The organism is Neorhizobium descurainiae, assembly GCF_051400715.1.
In the GTDB taxonomy this organism is placed as follows: domain Bacteria; phylum Pseudomonadota; class Alphaproteobacteria; order Rhizobiales; family Rhizobiaceae; genus Neorhizobium.
In genome coordinates this window covers 473,771-487,625 of the sequence record NZ_JBLFFK010000001.1, presented here as the reverse complement: position 1 = coordinate 487,625, position 13,855 = coordinate 473,771, and the positions used below count along the sequence as shown (strand labels likewise).

The 13,855-nt window shown below is 63.5% G+C and carries 12 protein-coding genes; 10 read left to right on the top strand and 2 right to left on the bottom strand.

From position 1 onward, the window contains the following. Window positions 1–153 precede the first annotated feature (153 nt). The 3 genes from ACMGE0_RS02260 to lysS all read left to right on the top strand — a co-directional run bounded on the left by ACMGE0_RS02260 (window position 154) and on the right by lysS (window position 5,170). Entirely contained in the window at window positions 154–1,926 is a 1,773-nt protein-coding gene (locus ACMGE0_RS02260; protein ID WP_436814230.1) for an SLC13 family permease, read from the top strand. Window positions 1,927–2,041: 115 nt separating this feature from the next. Then, the gene (gltX, locus tag ACMGE0_RS02255; protein WP_436814229.1) at window positions 2,042–3,499 is read left to right on the top strand and encodes a glutamate--tRNA ligase; all 1,458 of its coding nucleotides are present in this window, start codon (window positions 2,042–2,044) and stop codon (window positions 3,497–3,499) included. A gap of 174 nt (window positions 3,500–3,673) precedes the next feature. Continuing rightward, window positions 3,674–5,170 (top strand): lysine--tRNA ligase, encoded by a 1,497-nt coding sequence (lysS, locus tag ACMGE0_RS02250; RefSeq protein WP_436814228.1) that lies wholly within the window; start codon window positions 3,674–3,676, stop codon window positions 5,168–5,170. A gap of 212 nt (window positions 5,171–5,382) precedes the next feature. On the opposite strand, the gene ACMGE0_RS02245 is transcribed toward lysS, so the two are convergent. Beyond that, a complete protein-coding gene (locus ACMGE0_RS02245) occupies window positions 5,383–6,711 on the bottom strand; it encodes a hypothetical protein (RefSeq protein WP_436814227.1) in 1,329 nt (442 codons plus the stop codon). Between the two features lie 275 nt (window positions 6,712–6,986). On the opposite strand from ACMGE0_RS02245, the gene ACMGE0_RS02240 reads away from it, so the two are divergent. The 7 genes from ACMGE0_RS02240 to ACMGE0_RS02210 all read left to right on the top strand — a co-directional run bounded on the left by ACMGE0_RS02240 (window position 6,987) and on the right by ACMGE0_RS02210 (window position 12,724). Further along, entirely contained in the window at window positions 6,987–7,883 is an 897-nt protein-coding gene (locus ACMGE0_RS02240; protein WP_436814226.1) for a metal ABC transporter substrate-binding protein, read from the top strand. After that, window positions 7,883–8,788 (top strand): manganese/iron ABC transporter ATP-binding protein, encoded by a 906-nt coding sequence (locus ACMGE0_RS02235; protein WP_436814225.1) that lies wholly within the window; start codon window positions 7,883–7,885, stop codon window positions 8,786–8,788. The genes ACMGE0_RS02240 and ACMGE0_RS02235 overlap by 1 nt, the downstream gene beginning before the upstream one ends. Then, window positions 8,769–9,629 (top strand): metal ABC transporter permease, encoded by an 861-nt coding sequence (locus ACMGE0_RS02230; RefSeq protein WP_436814224.1) that lies wholly within the window; start codon window positions 8,769–8,771, stop codon window positions 9,627–9,629. The genes ACMGE0_RS02235 and ACMGE0_RS02230 overlap by 20 nt, the downstream gene beginning before the upstream one ends. Next, window positions 9,626–10,459, top strand: a complete 834-nt coding sequence (locus ACMGE0_RS02225; RefSeq protein ID WP_436814223.1) for a metal ABC transporter permease — start codon at window positions 9,626–9,628, stop codon at window positions 10,457–10,459. Before ACMGE0_RS02230 ends, ACMGE0_RS02225 begins: the two co-directional genes overlap by 4 nt. A 52-nt stretch (window positions 10,460–10,511) precedes the next feature. Continuing rightward, on the top strand, window positions 10,512–10,913 hold the full coding sequence (locus ACMGE0_RS02220) for a MarR family winged helix-turn-helix transcriptional regulator (RefSeq protein ID WP_436814222.1): 402 nt from the start codon (window positions 10,512–10,514) through the stop codon (window positions 10,911–10,913). Between the two features lie 78 nt (window positions 10,914–10,991). Further along, entirely contained in the window at window positions 10,992–12,287 is a 1,296-nt protein-coding gene (locus ACMGE0_RS02215) for an MFS transporter (RefSeq protein WP_436814221.1), read from the top strand. A 197-nt stretch (window positions 12,288–12,484) separates the two neighbouring features. Then, window positions 12,485–12,724, top strand: coding sequence for a hypothetical protein (locus ACMGE0_RS02210; RefSeq protein WP_436814220.1), 240 nt, complete (start codon window positions 12,485–12,487; stop codon window positions 12,722–12,724). A gap of 62 nt (window positions 12,725–12,786) precedes the next feature. On the opposite strand, the gene tal is transcribed toward ACMGE0_RS02210, so the two are convergent. After that, window positions 12,787–13,752, bottom strand: coding sequence for a transaldolase (gene tal / locus ACMGE0_RS02205; protein ID WP_436814219.1), 966 nt, complete (start codon window positions 13,750–13,752; stop codon window positions 12,787–12,789). Between the last annotated feature and the right edge of the window lie 103 nt (window positions 13,753–13,855).

Genomic DNA, 13,855 nt, shown 5'->3' with positions numbered 1-13,855 from the left:
ATTCCCGCGGACCGGATTGTCCAGTGGACAAGTGTCCCCTCCGCGGAACTTTGCCGAGCCCCCGGGATTGATACGCCACGCGAGAGCGGCAACTAATTGCGCCCGGGCGGATGTCCTCCGTCCACCGATCCGCCTCGTACCCGTCGGAGTCCCATGACCACGCAGCAGATCCTCGCCTTCTCCGTCATCGCCGTCATGATGGCGGTCTTCATCTGGGATCGGTTCCGCTACGACGTGGTCGCCTGCTGCGCGCTGGTGCTGGCCGTGGCGCTCGGCGTCGTGCCGGTCGACAAGGCCTTTTCCGGCTTTTCGGACGACATCGTCATCATCGTCGGCAGCGCGCTCGTCGTGAGTGCCGGCGTGGCGCGGTCCGGCGTCGTCGACACGGCGATCAAGAAGTTCTTTCCGAACCTCAACACGCTGCACACCCAGCTCGCGCTGCTGATGATCGTCGTGGCGGTGCTTTCGGCCTTCATCAAGAACATCGGTGCGCTGGCGATCATGATGCCGGTCGCCTTCCAGTTTGCCAGGAAATCCGGCGCCTCGCCGTCGAAATACCTGATGCCGATGGCCTTTTCCGCCCTGCTCGGCGGACTGATGACGCAGATCGGCACCTCGCCCAACATCGTCGTCTCGCGGCTGAGGGAAGAGCTGACCGGCGCGTCCTTCACCATGTTCGATTTCACGCCGATGGGCGCCGTCCTGACCGTCGTCGGCATCACTTTCCTGCTCTTCTTCCACTGGCTGGTGCCGAGCCGCACGAAACAGAACAACTCGATCGAGGAGGCGGTCGAGATCACCAATTACACATCGGAAGTCTCGGTGACCGACCAGTCCACGATGCGCGGCAAGCCGATCAGCGAACTCCTGAAGCTCGGCGACGGCGAAGTGATCGCCACTGCCGTGCTGCGCGACACGGCGCGCATGTCGCCCTTCCCGGATCTCATGCTGCGCGACGGCGATGTGCTCTTGCTGGAAGGCCCTTCCAAGGCTCTCGACCGGGTCGCTTCCGGCGGAAAGCTGAAGCTCTCCGGCAAACCGATCAGGGAGAACGGCCAGGTTCAGGCGGACGTGATCTCCGTCGAGGCGATCGTGAGCCAGGAATCCCCGTTGCGCGGACTTTCCGCCAAGGAACTGGCCCTCTCCTATACGCGTGGCGTCAATCTTCTGGCGATCAGCCGGCATGGCGAACGGGTGAAGGAGCGGCTTGGCAGCCTGACGCTCGCCGCAGGCGACGTGCTGGTGCTGCAAGGAAGCCGCAAGAACCTGCCGGCGGTGTTGCAGGATTTCGCGCTCCTGCCGCTTGCCCAGCGCGAGGTGCTGCTCGGAACGCGCCGGCGCGCCTTCATTCCGCTGGTCATCCTGGCCCTTGCCATGGCCGCGACGGCGGTCGGCATAGCGCCGGTGCCGGTGGCCTTCTTCGCGGCCGCACTCGGCATGGTCGTCTTCCGGGCGATTCCGCTCGCCGACATCTATAAATCGGTCGACGGACCGATCCTCGTCATGCTGGCGGCACTCATTCCCGTGTCGGATTCGCTGCGCACCACCGGCGGCAGCGAACTGATCGCCGGCTGGCTGGGCGATGCCGCGGCGAGCCTTCCCGCCTGGGGGGCGCTCGGCCTGATCCTGGTAACCGCGATGGCGGTGACGCCCTTTCTCAACAATGCCGCGACCGTGCTCGTCATGGGGCCGATCGCCGCGAGCTTTGCGACGAATCTCGGCTTCAAGCCGGAGGCCTTCCTGATGGCGGTGGCGATCGGCGCCGGCTGCGATTTCCTCACCCCCGTCGGCCACCAGTGCAACACGCTGGTCTTCGGCCCCGGCGGCTACAGGTTCTCCGACTATCCGCGCCTCGGCCTGCCGCTTTCCTTCCTTATCGTGCTCGTCAGCGTGCCCGCCCTGCTCTATGTCTGGCCGGTAAGATAGGGCTGCGGGCAAAAACCTTGACGCTTCCGGCTGAATATGGCCTAAGCCTGCGCCAATCCGCATTTCCAAGCCAAGCTTGGCGCCCATCGAAGCGCCTTGAGACAGAGCATCGTTCATGACCGCCACGAAGCCCCGCGTCCGCATTGCCCCCTCGCCCACCGGCGAACCGCATGTCGGCACCGCCTATATCGCGCTCTTCAACTATCTCTTCGCCAAGAAGCATGGCGGCGAATTCATCCTGCGCATCGAGGATACCGACGCCACCCGCTCGACGCGGGAATTCGAGGAGAAGGTGCTGGACGCGCTGAAATGGACGGGGCTGACCTGGGCGGAAGGCCCGGATGTCGGCGGCCCCTACGGCCCCTACCGCCAGTCCGACCGCAAGGACATGTACCAGCCCTTCGCGCAGGAACTCTTGGACAAGGGCCATGCCTTCCGCTGCTTCTGCACGCCCGAGCGGCTGGAACAGATGCGGGAAGCCCAGCGCGCCGCCGGCAAGCCGCCGAAATACGACGGGCTCTGCCTGAACCTCAAGGCCGAGGAAGTCACCGCGCGCCTGGCCGCCGGCGAGGCCTCCGTCATCCGCATGAAAATCCCGGCCGAGGGCAATTGCGAATTCCATGACGGCGTCTATGGCGACGTGTCGATCCCGTGGGATTCCGTCGACATGCAGGTGCTGATCAAGGCCGACGGCATGCCGACCTATCACATGGCGAACGTCATCGACGACCATCTGATGAAGATCACCCATGTGGCGCGCGGCGAGGAATGGCTGGCGTCGGTGCCGAAGCACATCCTGCTCTACCGCTATTTCGGCTGGGACGAGCCGGTCTTCATGCACCTCTCCCTCATGAGGAATGCCGACAAGTCGAAGCTGTCGAAACGCAAGAACCCGACCTCGATCTCCTATTATTCCGCGCTCGGCTACCTGCCGGAAGCGCTGATGAACTTCCTGGGCCTGTTCTTCGTCCAGATCGCCGAGGGCGAGGAACTGCTGACCATGGACGAGCTGATCGAAAAGTTCGATCCGGAAGCGCTGTCCAAGGCCGGTGCGATCTTCGATCTGCAGAAGCTCGACTGGCTGAATGGCCGCTGGCTGCGCGAGAAGCTTTCGCCGGAAGAGTTCATCTCCCGAACCCTGGAATGGGCGATGGAGAACGAGCGCCTGACGGAGGGCCTCAAGCTGTCGCAGAGCCGCGTTTCCAGGCTCGGCGAACTGCCGAACCTCGCGGGCTTCCTGCTGGCAGCCGATGTCGGCCTGACGCCGGCCTCGTTCGCGGGCCTCAAGACGACCCCCGCCGAGACGCTGGAGATCATCAACACGGTCCAGGCCGATTTCGAGAAGATGCCCGACTGGAACGTGGAATCGATCGACCAGGAATTGCGTGCCGTCGCCGACAAGCTCGGCAAGAAGCTGCGCGTCGTCACTCCGCCGCTCTTCATCGCCATGTCCGGTTCTTCCCGCTCGCTGCCTCTGTTCGACTCGATGGCGCTGCTCGGCCGTTCGGTCGTGCGCCAGCGGCTGAAGGTTGCCGCAACGGTGGTGGCCTCGATGGTGGGAAGCGGAACGTAACAACTTGCGCGACGCGTCCCCTCCCCCTGTGGGGAGGGTTAGGGAGGGGCCTTTGCTTCCCGGCAATGAAACCCCTCCCCGTCGCTTCGCTCCGACCCTCCCCACAAGGGGGAGGGTTAAGTCGAGCCAGCCGCACCGGCGAAACAAGACACACTTGCCTAAAGGCGAAACACGATGACCGACACGACCAACGAAACCGCCCTCTCCTCCGACGCCACGCAGGTGCGCGCCCAGAAGCTCGCCCTGCTGCGCGACAAGATCGGCGACGTCTATCCGGCGCATTTCCACCGCACCATGACCAACGCGGAACTGGCCGAGAAATACAAGAACCTGGAAGCGGATGTCGAAACGCAGGACGTCGTGACGGTTGCCGGCCGCGTCTATTCCTCGCGCAATTCCGGCATGTTCATGGACATCCATGACGCCTCGGGCAAGATCCAGATCTTCTCCCACAAGGATGTGACCGGCGAGGAAGCGCGCGACCTGCTGCCGCTGATCGATATCGGCGACATCATCGGCGTGACCGGCATCGTGCGCCGCACCAAGCGTGGGGAGCTGACGATCAACGCCCAGTCGATCATCATGCTCACCAAGTCGCTTCTGCCCATGCCGGAAAAGTGGCACGGCCTCTCCGACATCGAGCTGCGCTACCGCAAGCGCCATCTCGACATCATGACCAACGAGGAATCGAAGCTGCGCTTCCAGCAGCGCTCGAAGATCGTCTCAGGCATCCGCCGGTTCATGGAGAACGACGGCTTCATGGAGGTCGAGACGCCGATGCTGCATTCGGTCTATGGCGGTGCCACCGCCGAGCCCTTCAAGACGCATCACAACACGCTGAAGCTCGACATGTACCTGCGCATCGCGCCGGAGCTGTTTTTGAAGCGCACGCTGGTCTCGGGCCTCACCGACAAGGTCTTCGAGATCAACCGCAACTTCAGGAACGAGGGCGTCTCGACCCGGCACAATCCCGAATTCACGATGATGGAGTGCTACTGGGCCTATGCCGACTACGAGGACATCATGGACCTCGTGGAGCGGATGTTCGCCCAGCTCGCCATGACCGTCCACGGCTCGACCGAGTTCAAGTTCCAGGACAAGGAGCTCTCCTTCAAGGGGCCGTTCAAGCGCGTGCCGATGCCCGATGCGGTCAAGGAAGCGACCGGCATCGATTTCCTGTCGATCAAGACGGACGAGGAAGCCCGCGCCGCCGCCAAGGCCGCCGGCTTCGAGGTCGAGAAGGACTGGACCTGGGGCGAATGCCTCGCCTTCATCTTCGAGGAGAAGGTGGAGCCGACGCTGATCCAGCCGTGCCACGTCATCCATTTCCCGAAGGACATCTCGCCCTTCGCCAAGGAAGTCCCAGGCGAGCCGCGCCTCGTGGAGCGCTTCGAGACCTATTGCAACACCTGGGAACTCGGCAACGCGTTTTCGGAACTCAACGACCCGGAAGAACAGCGCCGCCGCATGGTGGAGCAGCTCGAACAGGCGCATGCCCGCGGCGAGAAGGAAAAGCAGCTCGACGAGGAATTCCTTGACGCCATGGATCAGGGCATGCCCCCCGCCGGGGGCTTGGGCATCGGCGTCGACCGTCTGGTGATGCTGCTGACCGACTCTCCCTCGATCCGCGACGTCATCCTGTTCCCGGCACGGCGCGCCAAGGCGGATTGATATGTCGACGGGGATTCCAAATCCCCTCACTTGCGATTTCTAACACTTAGCTACGCTAAGATGTTGAAATCGCTTTCTCTCCCACAAGGGGAGAGATAAGGATGCCGCGCCCCCGCGGCCCTACCTCTCCCCTGGTGGGAGAGGTTACAAAATCAAGATCTTAGCTTTATCTAAGTCTTAGATTTTGTTGGTGAGGGGGCTTCGACTGCCGGCTAATGCTCGCCATCCGTCTTCTGTCCGGTCGCTGAGGCATCGCCGTCGGCATTCGCCGGAACCGCAGCCGGCTGCCCCCTGAACTTGGCGAGCCAGGCCGCACCCGCGGCATCCGCTTCGGTGCTCCCGTCGGCCGGCGGCGGTGCCGCTTCCGCGTACGATGCCTCGGGAGAGGCATGATCCGAGCGTATCTCGTCCGCCTCGCTTGCATTGGACCACCGCTTGCCGCCTTCCGCGGCAGTCCGGGGCTCGGGCGCGGGTGACGGCGCTTCCGGCGCATGCCTATCGGCCGACGCTTCGTCATGAGACGGCGCAGGCTTGGCGTCTTCCCCATTGCCGAAGATCATGCTCTTCACCGAAGCGAGGAAACCGCCCTCCTCCTTTTCCGGCTCGATGGCCTGTTCGGCGGTGACGGCCTGGTCGCCATGGTCTTCCGTCGCGGTCGCTTCGCCATGTCCGTCCGCGGGCACGGAATGACCTTCCGCAGAAGCCGCTGCATGCCCTTTACCTTTCGGCGCATGAGGTTCCGCCGGCGTCTCTTGCCTGGAGCCAAAGATCATGCTCGTGACGGAACTGAGCAAGCCGCTGCTTTCCTTCGCGGCAACTTCGTCGCCATGATCTTCCGCGGGTACGCCATGGCCGCCGGCGGTGGGCTCCTCCGCATGGCCGGGTGTTTTCTCCTGCCCGGCGCTTTCACCATGGCCGGGCGCCTCGCCATGCCCTGCGGCAGGCGCGGCATGCTCGCCATTGGAAACCGCAGCCTTCGGGTCGAAGCAATCGGCATTGTCGGTCAGCCTGGCGGAAAGCGTCTCGACATCCTCGAGCGGCAGGTCGATCCGCATGCCGTAATATTCGCCGTTCGCATTAGCCGAGCCGTCGAGATAATAGGCGGAATAGGTCTGGGCGGCGATCCCTTCCGGCACTTTCTCCGGATCGGGAATATAGACGACCTGGGCGCCGACCATCCGGCCGCGCATCCGGGCGCGATCCGTGGGGCCTGCCTTGTCGACCATAGCCACCTGGACGAGATCGGCCTTTTCCTTTTTCTGTACGGCCTGGGCGACCCGCAGCGCCGTCTTCAAGCGTGCCGGACCGTCGCCGGCCTTGTCGCTCGTCACGTATTTGCGGACCCAGTAGCGCTGGTCGCGCCTGATCCTGATCGTTTCCAGCGTGGTGCATTCGAGCCCGTTGAGTTCGCGATAGGAGGGGCCGAGGATCTTGTCCGTGCCGATGATGACCGCAGCAGCACCGCTGCCGCCGCCGAACACGACGATGCCGCCCATGATCAGGACGAGCGTCCTGGAAAACCGGAACCTGGGACCCTTCACTTGCCGAGCTCCGGCATGATCAACTCCATCTACGCAAAACACCCATGGAATATTGGCCGGATATTCGCCCATTCTTCTTGAAGAAGCTTTAACCCGCGGCCGCCGCTGCCGGCGCAATTTGGAACAGTCTGCGATCTCGTCGGTTCCGCGCCAAAGGCAGGCGGTCTGCCGCAACCAACATCCTTCTTGCGAATGAGTTGCAATAGCAATTGACAGTCGGAAAATTTTTGCTACTTGGTATTGCGACTTAATCGCAAAAAAGGTTTGATCTGCTCATGAGACATTTCCGCCGCACGTTCCGACTGGCTCTGGCCGCCGCCCTGCTCTCCCTCCCCTGGGCGGCGAACGCACAGGAAAAGCCGAAGGTGGTAACCACCTTCACCGTGATCGCCGACATGGCGAGAAATGTCGCGGGCGATGCGGCGGACGTGGAAAGCATCACCAAGCCGGGGGCCGAGATCCATAACTACCAGCCGACGCCGCGCGATCTGCTGCGCGCCCGCGACGCCGATCTGGTGCTGCGCAACGGGCTGAACCTCGAACTCTGGTTCGAAAAATTCCTGGCGAATCTCGGCGACGTGCCGAGCGTCACCGTTTCCGACGGCGTGGAACCCATGGCGATCGCCGGCGGCGCCTATCAGGGCCGGCCGAACCCACATGCCTGGATGTCGCCGGACAATGCGGTGATCTATGTCGAGAATATCCGCAAGGGGCTGACCGAGATCGATCCGGCCCATGCGGATGTCTATGCCGCCAACGCCAAGGCCTATACGGACAAGATCCGCGCCGCCGTCCAGCCGATCCGCGACGAGCTCGCCGCCCTTCCCGAGGACCACCGCTGGCTGGTGACGAGCGAAGGCGCCTTTTCCTATCTCGCCCGCGATTTCGGCCTCAAGGAGCTCTACCTCTGGCCGGTCAATGCCGACAGCCAGGGCACCCCGCAACAGGTGCGCGCCGTCATCGACGCCATGCGCGAGCACAAGATCGGAGTGATTTTCAGCGAGAGCACGGTTTCCGCCGAACCGGCCCAGCAGGTCGCCCGCGAGACCGGCGCGAAATACGGCGGCGTCCTCTATGTCGACTCCCTGAGCGAGGAAGGCGGCCCGGTCCCGACCTATCTCGATCTCCTCCGCGTGACGAGTGAAACCATAGCGAAAGGCCTTTCGCAGTGATGATGGGCAAGACGAAACCCGCGGCCGCCGGCCTCGACGTCAAGGATGTCACGGTTGCCTACCGCAACGGACTGACGGCGCTGAGGCACGCGACCTTCACGGTGCCGAAGGGGACGATCACCGCGCTGGTGGGCGTCAACGGCGCCGGCAAGTCCACGCTCTTCAAGGCGATCATGGGTTTCGTGCCGCTCGCTCAGGGCTCCGTCGAGATCTTCGGCATGCCTGCCCGCGAAGCGCTGAGGAAAAACCTCGTCGCCTATGTGCCGCAGGCCGAGGAGGTGGACTGGGATTTCCCGGTCCTCGTCGAGGACGTGGTGATGATGGGCCGCTACGGCCACATGAATTTCCTGCGCATCCCGTCGCGCCGCGACCATGAGATGGTCACCCAGGCGCTGAGGCGGGTGAACATGGAGGAATACCGCAGGCGCCAGATCGGCGAGCTTTCCGGCGGGCAGCGCAAGCGCGTCTTTCTGGCGCGTGCCCTGGCGCAGGAGGGTCGAGTGATCCTGCTCGACGAACCCTTCACCGGCGTCGACGTGACGACCGAGGAGCAGATCATCACGCTTCTGAAGGCACTGCGCGACGAAGGCCGCGTCATGCTGGTCTCCACCCACAATCTCGGCAGCGTGCCGGAATTCTGCGACCGCACCGTCTTCGTCAAGGGGACGGTGCTCGCCTATGGCAGGACGGAGGACACCTTCAACGAGGCCAATCTCGAAAAGGCCTTCGGCGGCGTGCTGCGCCATTTCATCCTCGGCGGCGCCGAACTGCACGACGACGCCGACCCGCGGCATGTGCGTGTGATCAGCGACGACGAGCGGCCTTTCGTCACCTACGGCAACGGCAAGCAGAAGACGGGCGAACAGAAGCCGAAGGAGAAGGCGGATGCTCCAGACGCTCCTTGAGCCCTTCACCTACGGCTATATGACGAACGCCATCTGGGTGAGCGCGCTGGTCGGCGGCGTCTGCGGCTTCCTCTCCGCCTATCTGATGCTGAAGGGCTGGTCGCTGATTGGCGACGCGCTTTCCCATTCCATCGTTCCGGGCGTCGCCGGCGCCTATATGCTCGGCCTCCCCTTCTCCATCGGCGCCTTCCTGTCCGGCGGGCTTGCCGCCGGCGCCATGCTCTTCCTCAACCAGCGGACAAGGCTCAAGGAAGACGCCATCATCGGGCTCATCTTCACCTCCTTCTTCGGCCTCGGCCTCTTCATGGTGTCGCTTTCGCCGACATCGGTGAACATCCAGACCATCGTGCTCGGCAACATCCTCGCCATCACGCCGGAGGACACGCTGCAGCTCGTCATCATCGGCGGCGTGAGCCTGGCGATCCTGGCGCTCAAGTGGAAGGACCTGATGGTGACCTTCTTCGACGAGAACCATGCGCGCACGATCGGCCTGAAACCGGACCTCCTGAAAGTGCTGTTCTTCGCGCTGCTCGCCGCCTCGACCGTCGCGGCGCTGCAGACGGTCGGCGCCTTCCTGGTCGTCGCCATGGTCGTGACGCCGGGAGCGACCGCTTACCTGCTCACCGACCGGTTCGAGAGGCTGATCCTGATGGGCCTCGTCATCGGCGCCGCGACGAGCTTCGTCGGCGCTTATCTGAGCTATTTCCTGAACGGCGCGACAGGCGGCATCATCGTCGTGCTGCAGACCGCATTGTTCCTCGCCGCCTTCGTCTTCGCGCCGAAACACGGCATGCTCGCAGCCCGCCGCCGGCTGCACAAGACGCTGGAGGAAAAGCCGTGAGCGACTTCCTCGACCTCGCCACCTTCCCGTTCCAGATCGACTTCATGCAGCGTGCCTTCATCGTGACGCTGATGATCGCGCTGCCGATGGCGATCCTCTCCTGCTTCCTTGTGCTGAAAGGCTGGTCGCTGATGGGCGACGCGGTCTCGCATGCCGTGCTGCCCGGCGTGGTGATCGCCTACATGCTGTCGATCCCGCTCTCGGTCGGGGCCTTCGCGGCCGGCATGATCTGCGCGCTCGCAACCGGCTTCTTGAAGGAGAACAGCCGCATCAAGGAGGATACGGTGCTCGGCATCGTCTTTTCCGGCATGTTCGGGCTTGGTCTGGTGCTTTTCGTCAAGGTGCAGAGCGACGTGCATCTCGACCATATCCTGTTCGGCGACATGCTCGGCATCCTTCCCTCCGACCTGATCGAAACCGGCCTGATCGCGCTCGCCGCCACCCTCTTCCTCGTCATCCTGCGCAAGGACCTGCTGGTGCATTCCTTCGACGAGCAGCATGCCAAGGCGATCGGCCTGCCGGTGCGCCTGCTCCATTACGGGCTGCTCGCCGTGCTCTCGCTGACGGTGGTCGGCGCGCTGAAGGCAGTCGGCATCATCCTGTCGGTCGCCATGCTCGTCGCACCCGGCGCGATCGCGTTCCTCGTCACCCGCCGTTTCACGCCGATGCTGCTGACGGCGATGGCGATCGCGGCGGGCTGCTCGCTTCTCGGCATCTATGTGAGCTTCTTTTTGGACAGCGCCCCGGCCCCGACCATCGTGCTGCTGATGACCGCCCTGTTCGTCCTCGCCTTCGTGCGCACGACGATCAAGGCCCGCGCGGCCGCCTGAAATCTTTGCTGCGCCTCTTGCGCAAGCCGGACTGCGGGTATATACCCGCGCCATGCCGGACGATACGTGCCACTGCATCCTGCTGAGAAAAGCCTCCCGGAAGGTCTCGTCCTATTATGACGAGGCGCTGGCGCCGCTTGGCGTCAACATCGGCCAGTTCAGCCTGCTCCGGAACATCAACCGGCTGGCGCCGATCTCTCTGACGGACCTAGCCCCCCAGGTGGATCTCGACCGCTCGACGGTCGGCCGCAACGCCAAGGTGCTGGAACGCATGGGGCTGGTGACGATCGGCCATGGGGAGGACCAGCGCGAGGCCATGCTGATGCTGACGGACAAGGGGCGCAATCTTCTTGAAGAAGGCGCGCCGCTCTGGGACGGCGTGCAGGAGGACATCGAGCAGCGCCTTGGGCTGGAGAAGACCAAACAACTGCAGGAACTGCTCGCAGCACTCTGATTTTTTGTGCCCAGAAACGGGTATATACCCGAAATAACACGCTGCGGATGCGGCGACGATCAGGAAAGGGATAGCCATATGATTTCCACCAGCGCCGCCCGATGGATGGCCGGCAGAAACCTCCATTACGGATGGGTCGTCGCCGCGACCACCTTCCTGACCATGCTGGCGACCGCCGGCGCCATGGGCTCGGCCGGCGTGATGATCCAGCCGCTGCACCAGGAATTCGGCTGGGATATCGCCGACATCTCCTTTGCCATGGCGGTCCGTCTCGTGCTCTTCGGCCTGCTCGGCCCCTTCGCCGCCGCCTTCATGAACCATTTCGGCATCCGCCAGGTGGTGGCAACGGCGCTGGCGCTCATCATGGGCGGCATCGTCGTCTCGCTGTTCATGACCGAAGTCTGGCAGCTCGTGCTCCTCTGGGGCGTGGTGATCGGCGTCGGCACCGGCATGACGGCGCTGGTGCTCGGCGCGACCGTGGCGACCCGCTGGTTCTCCAAGCGCCGCGGCCTGGTCGTCGGTCTGATGACGGCGAGCAACGCCACCGGCCAGCTCGTCTTCCTGCCGCTGCTTGCAGCGCTCACCGAAGCCTATGGCTGGCGCACCGCGCTGACGCTGACCGTCGCGGTCATCGCCACCGCGATGGTGCTGGTCCTCTTGCTGATGCGCGATCATCCTGCCGATGTCGGCCTGCCGGCGTATGGCGAAACGACGGTTTCGAAGCCGCCGAAGCAGGACCACAAGCTCTTGGCGACGCTCGCCTCCCCGCTCGTCACCCTCTACAGCGTCTCCGGCAACCCGGTCTTCTGGGTTCTGTTCGGCACGTTCTTCGTCTGCGGCCTTTCCACCAACGGGCTTATCCAGACCCACTGGATCTCGATCTGCGGCGATTTCGGCATGGCTGCGGTGACCGCCGCCAGCACGCTTGCCGTCATCGGCATCTTCGATTTCTTCGGCACCATCTTCGCCGGCTGGCTTTCCGACCGCTTCGACAACCGCTTCCTGCTCTTCTGGTTCTACGGACTGCGCGGCCTGTCGCTGATCTACCTGTCCTTCTCGGGCTTCAGCTTCGTGGAACTGTCGGTCTTCGCGATCTTCTACGGCCTCGACTGGGTGGCGACCGTACCGCCGACGGTGAAGCTCGCGGCGGAAAACTTCGGCCGTGAAAAGGCGGGCCTCGTCTTCGGCTGGGTCTTCGCGGGCCACCAGCTCGGCGCGGCGACCGCCGCCTTCGGCGCCGGCTTCCTCAAGAGCGACTTCAACACCTATATGCCCGCGCTGCAGATCGCCGGCGTGATGTGCATGATCGCCGCGATCTCGGTCCTGCTGCTCAGGAAGCCCGGTTCGGCCACGGCGGTACCGCAGGCGGCTTGAAAACCGCGTGCGGCCAACTGCAGGAGCTTATCTTGTCATGAAACAGAAAACCGGGCATGAATGCCCGGCCCATTTCCGGGTAACTACTCCCGTTCAGGAGGAACGATCATGAGGCAGTTCGAACTCTAGCGCATAAGCGGAGTTCAACGTTCGCTTGTGCGCCAAGCCCGATCTTTGTCGAGCAATTGGAGCATAACATGCGAACCATCACACCTATGCCTGGCGACGGCATAGAGGTTTACGATGTCGATTCCGGAATTGGTGGCGTTTTCACGGTATCCATAGCCCGCGAGCTGGGAAAAGACACGCTCGAACTGCGTGTCTGGTACGGCAAATTGACGGAAGGCGGCTGGGAATCTTACGGCCTTTTCGACGGGTCAATGTTCAGAGCCAGCCGCAGCAGACTGAAGAACAAGCGAAAGCTTATCATTCGATAATCTGCAAGATCGCAAAAGGCCCGCCGAGGACGGGCCTTTTGCATTCCCGATAGAGCTGGAATTCACGCAGCGGCGAGCGCCAGTTCCTTCTGGATCATGGTGCGCAGCGCGACGAGGTCCTTGGCGAAGAGGCGGATGCCGTCCGACAGCTTTTCGGTCGCCATCTGGTCTTCGTTGAGCATCCAGCGGAACGTCTTCTCGTCGAGCGACTGCAGCGGCTCGGCCTTGAAGGTCTCGGGCGAGAGCTTGCGCGTGAGCGTGCCTTCGGCCTTGTCGAGCTCTTCGAGCAGCGCCGGGCTGATCGTCAGGCGGTCGCAACCCGCCAGCGCCTCGATCTCTCCGACATTGCGGAAGGAAGCGCCCATAACGATCGTCTTGATGCCGTTCGCCTTGTAGTAATTGTAGATCTGCCGGACGGAGACGACGCCCGGATCGGTCTCGGCCGTGTAATCCTGCCCGGTCGACTTCTTGTACCAGTCGAGGATGCGGCCGACGAAGGGCGAGATCAGGAAGACCTTGGCTTCGGCGCAGGCGATCGCCTGGGCCTGGGAGAAGAGAAGCGTCAGGTTGCAGTCGATACCTTCCGTCTGCAGCACTTCGGCGGCGCGAATGCCTTCCCAGGTGGAGGCAAGCTTGATCAGGATGCGGTCGCGCTCGATGCCGCGCTCCTTGTAGGCGGCGATGATCGACCGGGCCTTGGCGATCGAGGCCTCCGTATCGAAGGAGAGGTCGGCATCGACTTCGGTCGAGACGCGGCCGGGCACGATCCCCGCCAGCGCCGCGCCGACATCGATCGCCAGCCGGTCTGCGACCGCCGCGGCAACCGCATCATCCTGGCCGCCCTGCTTGCGGCCCCAGGCGATCGCTTCCTTCACCTTGTCGGCGAAGGCCGGCGTGCCGAGCGCCTTCAGCACGATGGTCGGGTTGGTGGTGCAATCCACGGGCTTGAGGCGGGCCACCGCTTCGATGTCACCGGTATCGGCGACGACCGTGGTCATGGAACGAAGTTGCTCTAGTTTCGACGTCATCCGAATAGTCCTCGATATGGAGATTAAACGCCTGTCGCGCGATTTTGCTCCCCCGCGCCCTCGCCAGACTATCGTCCGGGCATGGTGAAGAAGTCAAGACATT

Excerpts from the sequence above, each read along its gene's own strand:
- ACMGE0_RS02240 (WP_436814226.1), top strand. The coding sequence starts at position 6,987 with ATGAGACATTTCCGCCGCACGTTCCGACTGGCTCTGGCCGCCGCCCTG.
- ACMGE0_RS02235 (WP_436814225.1), top strand. The coding sequence starts at position 7,883 with ATGATGGGCAAGACGAAACCCGCGGCCGCCGGCCTCGACGTCAAGGAT.
- tal (WP_436814219.1), bottom strand. The coding sequence starts at position 13,752 with ATGACGTCGAAACTAGAGCAACTTCGTTCCATGACCACGGTCGTCGCC.
- ACMGE0_RS02210 (WP_436814220.1), top strand. The coding sequence starts at position 12,485 with ATGCGAACCATCACACCTATGCCTGGCGACGGCATAGAGGTTTACGAT.
- ACMGE0_RS02230 (WP_436814224.1), top strand. The coding sequence starts at position 8,769 with ATGCTCCAGACGCTCCTTGAGCCCTTCACCTACGGCTATATGACGAAC.
- ACMGE0_RS02215 (WP_436814221.1), top strand. The coding sequence starts at position 10,992 with ATGATTTCCACCAGCGCCGCCCGATGGATGGCCGGCAGAAACCTCCAT.
- ACMGE0_RS02220 (WP_436814222.1), top strand. The coding sequence starts at position 10,512 with ATGCCGGACGATACGTGCCACTGCATCCTGCTGAGAAAAGCCTCCCGG.
- lysS (WP_436814228.1), top strand. The coding sequence starts at position 3,674 with ATGACCGACACGACCAACGAAACCGCCCTCTCCTCCGACGCCACGCAG.
- gltX (WP_436814229.1), top strand. The coding sequence starts at position 2,042 with ATGACCGCCACGAAGCCCCGCGTCCGCATTGCCCCCTCGCCCACCGGC.
- ACMGE0_RS02260 (WP_436814230.1), top strand. The coding sequence starts at position 154 with ATGACCACGCAGCAGATCCTCGCCTTCTCCGTCATCGCCGTCATGATG.